Annotated in this window: 8 protein-coding genes; 6 read left to right on the top strand and 2 right to left on the bottom strand. The window is 44.7% G+C overall.

What is annotated here, in order from left to right; genetic code table 11:
• Positions 1-206: 206 nt before the first annotated feature.
• Positions 207-1,460, top strand: a complete 1,254-nt coding sequence (locus tag HYU97_02675) for a glutamate-5-semialdehyde dehydrogenase (protein MBI2335651.1) — start codon at positions 207-209, stop codon at positions 1,458-1,460.
• Position 1,461: 1 nt separating this feature from the next.
• Here the strand turns inward: HYU97_02675 and HYU97_02670 are convergent, their stop codons facing one another.
• Complete coding sequence (locus HYU97_02670; GenBank protein ID MBI2335650.1) at positions 1,462-1,737, bottom strand: type II toxin-antitoxin system RelE/ParE family toxin; 276 nt, start codon at positions 1,735-1,737, stop codon at positions 1,462-1,464.
• Positions 1,738-1,740: 3 nt separating this feature from the next.
• On the bottom strand, positions 1,741-2,001 hold the full coding sequence (locus tag HYU97_02665) for a type II toxin-antitoxin system Phd/YefM family antitoxin (GenBank protein MBI2335649.1): 261 nt from the start codon (positions 1,999-2,001) through the stop codon (positions 1,741-1,743).
• 141 nt (positions 2,002-2,142) lie between these two features.
• Here HYU97_02665 and HYU97_02660 point away from each other — a divergent pair, with 141 nt between their 5' ends.
• The 5 genes from HYU97_02660 to HYU97_02640 all read left to right on the top strand — a co-directional run bounded on the left by HYU97_02660 (position 2,143) and on the right by HYU97_02640 (position 6,724).
• A complete protein-coding gene (locus HYU97_02660) occupies positions 2,143-2,568 on the top strand; it encodes a 23S rRNA (pseudouridine(1915)-N(3))-methyltransferase RlmH (GenBank protein MBI2335648.1) in 426 nt (141 codons plus the stop codon).
• A complete protein-coding gene (locus HYU97_02655; GenBank protein MBI2335647.1) occupies positions 2,561-4,096 on the top strand; it encodes a 2,3-bisphosphoglycerate-independent phosphoglycerate mutase in 1,536 nt (511 codons plus the stop codon). Before HYU97_02660 ends, HYU97_02655 begins: the two co-directional genes overlap by 8 nt.
• A gap of 227 nt (positions 4,097-4,323) precedes the next feature.
• Positions 4,324-5,004: a ComF family protein gene (locus HYU97_02650; GenBank protein MBI2335646.1), complete on the top strand. Its 681-nt coding sequence runs from the start codon at positions 4,324-4,326 to the stop codon at positions 5,002-5,004.
• On the top strand, positions 5,004-5,804 hold the full coding sequence (locus tag HYU97_02645) for an inositol monophosphatase (GenBank protein ID MBI2335645.1): 801 nt from the start codon (positions 5,004-5,006) through the stop codon (positions 5,802-5,804). Before HYU97_02650 ends, HYU97_02645 begins: the two co-directional genes overlap by 1 nt.
• A 266-nt stretch (positions 5,805-6,070) precedes the next feature.
• Complete coding sequence (locus HYU97_02640) at positions 6,071-6,724, top strand: tetratricopeptide repeat protein (protein ID MBI2335644.1); 654 nt, start codon at positions 6,071-6,073, stop codon at positions 6,722-6,724.
• Positions 6,725-6,745 lie beyond the last annotated feature (21 nt).

The raw sequence follows: 6,745 nt of genomic DNA, 5'->3' as shown, positions 1-6,745 counted from the left end.
CCCAATGCGGATTAGCGGGCACGGAAAACCGCGGCTCGCCTCTGGGCGAGAACGCGGAAGGCTTCCGTGCCCGCTAATCCCATTAGGGTCGGCGATGGAGCGCCGGGTCGAAAAAGCTAACTCAACTGCAAAGCCACCTCACTCGCTTTTTAGCTGCGCAATAATCTAAGATTGAAAATATGGGATTGCTTCGCTATGCTCAGGGGATGGATCAAACGGTTATCCTTCAATTGGCCAGGCAAGCTAAACAGGCGACGTTGGATGCGGCTAATTTAACGACCCAGCAAAAAAATGCTTTTTTGAAAAAAGCCGCTGAACTTTTGCGTGAAAATATTTCCTCCATCGTTGCTGAAAATCAAAAAGATTTGGCCGCGGGTAAACAAAAAGGCCTATCGAGTGCCATGCTCGATCGGCTCATGCTCGATGACAAACGTATTCATGAGATGGCTAAGGCCTTAGAAGAGATTATTCATTTGCCTGATCCGGTTGGTGATGTTGTTAAAGAGTGGACTAGGCCTAATGGTTTAAAAGTCAAAAGGGTGCGTATTCCGCTTGGAGTGATTTTAATTATTTATGAATCTAGGCCCAACGTTACGGTAGATGCAGCGGCTCTATGTTTTAAATCGGGAAATGTAGTGATTTTGCGCGGTGGGTCCGAGGCCTATCATAGCAATCAAAAATTGGTGAATATTCTTAAAGAGAGTTTACAAACGCAAAAACTCAATCCCGATATGATTCAATTTGTGCCCACCACCGATCGGGAATCGCTTTATTATCTCATGACCTTGGCCTCCGAGATCGATCTGATCATCCCTCGAGGTGGTCCCTCGCTGATGCAGATGATTCGTGAACATGCCAAGATCCCGGTGATTCGCCATGATAAAGGGGTTTGTCATTTATATATTGATGCAGAGGCCGATCTTGCCAAGGCCGAAAAGATTTGCATTAACTCTAAAGTGCAACGACCAGGGGTGTGTAATGCGTTGGAAACTCTTTTGGTCGATGAAAAATTAAAAGATTCTTTTCTTCCCAAAATTTTAGAAAAACTTCAAAGCTTAAAGGTTGAGATTCGCGGTGATGATATCGTGCAAAAGGTTGGGAAAAATATTAAACCAGCAACCGACGCCGATTGGGACACCGAATATCTCGATCTTATTTTGAGTGTGAAAGTGGTGAAGGGGTTAGAAGGTGCGCTTGACCATATTCATCGTTACAGCTCCCTTCACACCGAGGCCATTGTGACCGAAAATAAGGCCAAAGCCGAGCGGTTTATTCGCGACCTCAACTCGTCGGCCATTATGTGGAATGCCTCCACCCGCTTTAACGATGGCGGGCAATTGGGTTTAGGCGCAGAAATCGGCATTTCCACTACCAAGCTGCATGCCTTTGGCCCCATGGGTTTAGAAGAACTTACCACGACAAAATTTGTAGTGATAGGCAATGGCCAGATACGGGAATAAATTATTCAAACCATTTTTCTACATCATGATAAATTTTGCTGCGAGGACCGATGGCCAATACATGTACTTCAATTTGATGTTGATGAATACTATAGACAATTCGGTATCGAGTTACGCGCAGTGAATAAAGCCCTTTGAGATTATCCCGTAAGGCTTTTCCCTGATAGGGATCAATGGCAAGATCGTCTAACCCCGCCCTTATTTTCGATTTAAGTGCGGGTGGTAATGAGGCGATTAAACGTTCAATGGGGGGTGGGATGACAACGCGATAACGCACCCATTAACTCCAATTAAGTTCGTGATGAGATTTTCCCTTTCCACCTTTGGAAAAATAACGCTGACTTTTACGAATTGTTTGCATTAGTTTTTTATTGCTCTGAATCATGCGTGTTTCAACAATAGCCTCCCAATCATCAAAGCCAACCAATACAGCGGCGGGTTTTCCTCGAGCTGTAATAACATACTCTTGGCCACTACGTTGTGCGTTGCGTACCATTTTTAAAACTTTTCCTCGAAACTCGGTTACCGGTAATATCTTCAAAGTAACACCTCCTAACGTTTTAAACTGTAGCACTTAGATGTACGCTTTGCAAGTAGTACATGGATATTTATTATAAATATTCATGATTGAGCAATGTTAGTTGTCTTGATAAGAATGGTCAAAATACGTGACAATTACCCTATGAAAACAAAACTCATTGTCGTAAGTAAAATTAAATCAGCTCCGTTTGCAGATGAATCTTTGGAGTATCTTCGTCGCATTAAAAAAATCATTCCTTTTGAGCTTGTTGAAGTGGCTGATTCGGAAGCTGCCATCCGTGCTTTAAGACCTGGCACCTATTGTGTTGCCCTTGATGAATCGGGCGTACAATATACGAGCCGCCAGTTTAGTGAAAAGATCAGCAAACTTTTACAATCTTCTCACAAGGAGATTGTTTGGATAGTGGGGGGGTCTTATGGGTTGGGGCCAGCTCTCAAAGAGCGTGCGAACGAGCTCTTTTCCCTGTCTAAATTGACAATGTCCCATGATCTGGCTAGGGTCGTGTTTTTAGAGCAATTTTATCGTGGTTTATCTATTTTGAAAGGGTTGCCGTACCATCATGACTAAGCCTTTATTGCTGATGATTTTAGATGGTTGGGGATTACGCGAAGCCAAGACCGGCAATGCCATTGAACTTGCTAAAACTCCCAATTACCATCAAATGCTCGCCCACTATCCTCATAGTCAAATCGATGCCTCGGGGCCAGCCGTGGGTTTGCCGATGGGGGTGATGGGCAATTCGGAAGTGGGGCATTTAAATATTGGGGCTGGCCGTATTGCCCAAGTGGGGCTAACCCGCATCTATCAAGCGATTGCCGATGGGAGTTTTTTTAAAAATTCTGCTTTGTTGGCAGCCGTTCAGGCGGCTAAAAAAAATCACTCCACTTTACATTTGATGGGGTTGCTTTCGGATGGTGGGGTGCATTCGCATCAAGATCATTTGTTGGCCTTGCTCGATTTGGCCAAACAGCAGGGTTTAAAAGCAGTGATGATTCATGTGATTACCGATGGCCGCGATACCCCGCCGCAAAGTGGGATTCATTATCTTAAAATTCTACAACAAGGAATTCAAAAAAAGGGGATAGGGCAAATCGCGACGATTACCGGGCGATATTTTGTCATGGATCGTGACAACCGCTGGGAGCGCATTGCAAAGGCTTATCGTGCCTTGGTGCTGGGGGAGGGGGTGCAAGAACAAGATCCAAAACTTGCTTTAGAAAAGGCCTATGCCCGTGGCGAGACAGATGAATTTATTCAACCCATAGTCATAAGTAAAAATAGCAAGCCAATAGGTGCCATAGCCAATGGAGATGCCGTTATTTTCTTTAATTTTCGGGCGGATCGTGCCCGTGAAATCACTCGCGCCCTAACGGTTGCTGAATTTATTCACTTTGAACGAAAAGTTTTTCCTAAAATATCCGAATTTGTTTGTATGATGGAATACGACAAAAATTTTCCCTTAAAAGTAGCCTTTGCCCCTGAAACCTTGCAAAAGATATTTCCAGAAATTATTTCACAACAAGGTTTGAAGCAACTGCGTATTGCCGAAACCGAAAAATATGCCCATGTGACTTTTTTTTTCAATGGGGGGAGAGAGGCCGTGTTTCCAGGAGAAGATCGGATTTTAATCCCTTCACCGCGAGAAATTCCAACCTATGATTTAAAACCCGAAATGAGCGCTTACCAAGTTTGTGATCGGCTATTATCCGAGCTTGATAAAAAAAAATATGATGTGATTATTTTGAATTTTGCCAATCCCGATATGGTGGGGCACACAGCCGTTCTGCCGGCAGCCATTAAAGCCGTTGAAGTGGTCGATGCATGTTTAGGTAAGGTTTGCCAAAAAATTTGGGAACAATCTGGCACCGTGATTGTAACGGCCGACCATGGCAATTGTGAACAAGAACTCGATGAAGCAGGCAAGCCGCATACGGCGCATACTTTAAATCTAGTGCCTTTTATTTTGGCTGGAGCGGCTTTTAAAAATCGAAAATTGCGTGAACTTGGGAAATTATCGGATATTGCGCCGACGATGTTGGAGATATTGGGTATACCGAAACCAGCGGAGATGACCGGTGAGAGCATGCTATTGTGATTTCTGTCATTGCGAGCGAGCCCCGTTGGCGAGCGTGGCAATCCCATCGCTTAAACAGAAGAGATTGCTTCATCCCGCTGGGTTCGCAATGACAGAGGCCCTCATTGGCCGACCGGGCGCGGGTTCTCAAGTTGCCTCCTCCCTACTTCGAAAAGACGTGACGAATATAAAAAGGAAGATTGCCACGCTCGCCAACGAGGCTCGCTCGCAATGACAAGAGACATAATATGTTATTCAAAAAATTTTCCCTTGAACCGACTTGCTTAATTTGTGGCAAGTTTGCTTCTCCTCAACAACAACTTTGTTCCGAATGTGACCGAGATTTTAAACCCCTGCAGGGTGGTTGCGAAGTTTGTGCCTTGCCTTTAGAAAATGGGTATCGTTGCGAGGCTTGTTTGAGCAAGCCTCCTTATTTTGATAAAATTTTTTGTTCTTTTATTTATCAGGGGCAGGTGGCTTGCGCCGTCAAGGCCTTAAAATATGCGGGCAAAACCCAGCTAGCCGCTGTTTTAGTGGAAAAAAGCAAAACCATGGTTTGGCCTGAGGCAAGCCTGCTCATTCCTGTGCCTATGGGATTTTTTAGAAGGTTTGTACGTCGCTATAATCAAGCAACACTTTTGGCCGATGTCTTGGCTCGTGAGCTTAAACGGCCGGTTTGCTTAAATTTATTGAAGAAAAAGAGTTTTATCCCCAGCCAAACTCGTTTTGGATACAAGCGGCGCATAAACTCGGTTTACAAGGCCTTTCAAATCGAGGACAATTTATCGGTAGAAGGGCACGACCTACTTTTGGTAGACGATGTGGTGACAACGGGTGCGACCGTTAATGAGTGCGCGCGTTTATTAAAAAAACAGGGTGCAAATAAAGTTTACGTGTGGGCAGCCGCCCGGGCGTTGAGGAGGCAGTGATGTCATTGCGAGGTAAGGCCGAAGCAATCTCTTATCAAAATTTTTTAGATGTTGCGGTTGAAGCGAGTCTGCTTTCTGGCGAAATTCAAAAAGAGGGTCTTAAAACAGAACGGCAAATTGATTTTAAGGGAACCATTAACATTGTGACCGATATTGATCATGCTTGCGAAGAGGCCATTGTTAAAATCATTCAAGGGCGCTTTCCCGACCACGATGTTTTAGCCGAAGAAGGTCGGGGTTATCGTACCGACAGCGAATTTAAGTGGATCATCGACCCTTTAGACGGCACCACCAATTATGCCCATGGCTATCCGTTGTTTGCAACCAGCATTGCCTTAGAACACCGGGGGGAGATCGTCGTGGGGGCGGTGTTAGAGCCCAACTTAAATGAATTATTTACCGCCGTTAAAAATAAGGGGGCCTATTTGAATGGCAAAAAGATTTCGGTTTCAAAAACCACCAATCTCAATCACGCCCTGCTTTGCACGGGCTTTGCCTATAATATAAGAGAGGTCAAGCACAACAACGTGGAAGAATTTCAAAAATTTTTATTTCAATCTCGGGCGGTGCGGCGAGATGGCGTGGCGGCGACGGATCTTTGCTATGTGGCTTGTGGTCGCTATGATGGGTTCTGGGAATTAGAGCTTTACCCTTGGGATGTGGGGGCGGGGTATCTCATGGTGAAAGAAGCCGGGGGTGTGGTGACCAATTATCAAGGGAATGAGTTTAGTATTTATGATAAAGAGATTGTGGCGAGTAATGGGTTGTTGCATGCAAGCATGTTAGAAGTTCTGAAATAGATGTCATTGCGAGCGAGCACCGTTTGCGAGCGTGGCAATCTTCCTTTTTATTCTTCAATTATTCGCCACGTCTTTTTGAAGTAGGGAGGAGGCAACTTGAGAACCCGCGCCCGGTCGGCTAATGAGGGCCCCTGTCATTGCGAACCCAGCAGGGTGAAGCAATCTCTTCTGTTTAAGCGATGGGATTGCCACGCTCGCCAACGGGGCTCGCTCGCAATGACAACATTCCTACTTCAAAAAGACTTTGAACAAATACAGCAAATATTATGATGAACCCAAATAAAAATCTTGATAATCCTAAGATACTTGAGGCGTTGCGGTTGATTGCGCAGCATCAATTGCCGGAGGCGGAGGCGGCTTTGCAAGCTGGGTTGAAAGAGGCAACGAAGGTTCGTGATTTGGAAACGAAGTGGTTGTTTTATGCTAATTTGGGTTGGTTAGAAAAAAAACGGGGAAATTATAAAAAGGCGTTGAGCTATTATCAATTGGGCGAGAAAATTTTGCCCACCAATCCTTATTTTAAATTGATCATTGCCCAAATTCAGGTGGAATATTTAAAGGCCTATGAAAGTGCCCACAAACGTTTGATGCATCTATTAAAACTGGCGCCCGATGATCAACCCTTATTGCATCAGGCCCATACTTGGTTGGGGCTCATTGATTGGCACAAGGGGCAACATGATAAGGCAGTGGAGAGTTTGATGATATCGATGGGGGAAAATTTCAAAGGGTCAAGCACTTGTGCCAATATTAGTTTAAAACTTTTAGAACAATTATTGCGCGGCAATTACGGCTTGCTGCAATGTGTGTATTTTCTTCACAAAGCCAGCCTCTTTGCAAAATTTAATAAAGAGCCCGATTATTATAAAGTCTATCAACTGCTTTTGTCGCAGCTTAAGGTCGTGCGACGTAAGAAATGATAGCGTTAGGGGCAGCCTACG

This window comes from Deltaproteobacteria bacterium (genome assembly GCA_016183235.1).
Lineage (GTDB): Bacteria > UBA10199 > UBA10199 > DSSB01 > JACPFA01 > JACPFA01.
This window is presented reverse-complemented; position numbering and strand designations above follow the sequence as displayed.